We start from the raw sequence: 1,361 nt of genomic DNA, 5'->3' as shown, positions 1-1,361 counted from the left end.
GTTAGTCCTCGCTTCCACATCCGGCCTATCAACCCAGTGGTCTGGCTGGGGGCCTCTCACACACAATGGTGTATGGAAATCTCATCTTGAAGCGAGCTTCCCGCTTAGATGCTTTCAGCGGTTATCCCATCCGAACGTAGCTAATCAGCGGTGCACTTGGCAGTACAACTGACACACCAGAGGTTCGTCCGTCCCGGTCCTCTCGTACTAAGGACAGCCCTTCTCAAATTTCCTGCGCGCGCAGCGGATAGGGACCGAACTGTCTCACGACGTTCTAAACCCAGCTCGCGTACCGCTTTAATGGGCGAACAGCCCAACCCTTGGGACCTACTCCAGCCCCAGGATGCGACGAGCCGACATCGAGGTGCCAAACCATGCCGTCGATATGGACTCTTGGGCAAGATCAGCCTGTTATCCCCGAGGTACCTTTTATCCGTTGAGCGACGGCCATTCCACAATGTACCGCCGGATCACTAGTCCCGACTTTCGTCCCTGCTCGAGATGTCTCTCTCACAGTCAAGCTCCCTTGTGCACTTACACTCGACACCTGATTGCCAACCAGGCTGAGGGAACCTTTGGGCGCCTCCGTTACTTTTTAGGAGGCAACCGCCCCAGTTAAACTACCCATCAGGCACTGTCCCTGACCCGGATTACGGGCCGAAGTNTACACAAGCCACTCCGAACACCAATACCAAACTATAGTAAAGGTCTCGGGGTCTTTCCGTCCTGCTGCGCGTAACGAGCATCTTTACTCGTACTGCAATTTCGCCGAGTTTATGGTTGAGACAGCGGGGAAGTCGTTACTCCATTCGTGCAGGTCGGAACTTACCCGACAAGGAATTTCGCTACCTTAGGATGGTTATAGTTACCACCGCCGTTTACTGGGGCTTAAATTCTCAGCTTCGCCCATAACAGGCTAACCGGTCCTCTTAACCTTCCAGCACCGGGCAGGAGTCAGTCCGTATACATCGTCTTGCGACTTCGCACGGACCTGTGTTTTTAGTAAACAGTCGCTTCCCCCTGGTCTCTGCGGCCCCGATCCCCTCCCACCAGCGTGTGGTGTTCAAGGTTGGGGCCCCCCTTCTCCCGAAGTTACGGGGGCATTTTGCCGAGTTCCTTAACCATAATTCTCTCGATCGCCTTAGTATTCTCTACCTGATCACCTGTGTCGGTTTGGGGTACGGGCGGCTAAAACCTCGCGTCGATGCTTTTCTCGGCAGCATAGGATCACCAAATCCCCCCAAACGGGGGTCCCATCAGATCTCAGGCATCATGAACAGCGGATTTGCCTACCGTTCGCCCTACATCCTTAGACCGGGACAACCATCGCCCGGCTTGGCTACCTTCCTGCGTCACACCTG

The 1,361-nt window shown here is 55.0% G+C and carries 1 rRNA gene; it reads right to left on the bottom strand.

The features are described from left to right. A 23S ribosomal RNA gene (locus tag ACFQ02_RS02620) occupies positions 1 to 1,361 on the bottom strand; the annotation flags it as partial.

The sequence above is a fragment of the Seminibacterium arietis genome, from assembly GCF_042675725.1.
Taxonomy (GTDB): domain Bacteria; phylum Pseudomonadota; class Gammaproteobacteria; order Enterobacterales; family Pasteurellaceae; genus Seminibacterium; species Seminibacterium arietis.
The sequence above is the reverse complement of the archived record's forward strand: the minus strand, read 5'-3'. Positions and strand labels throughout refer to the sequence as shown.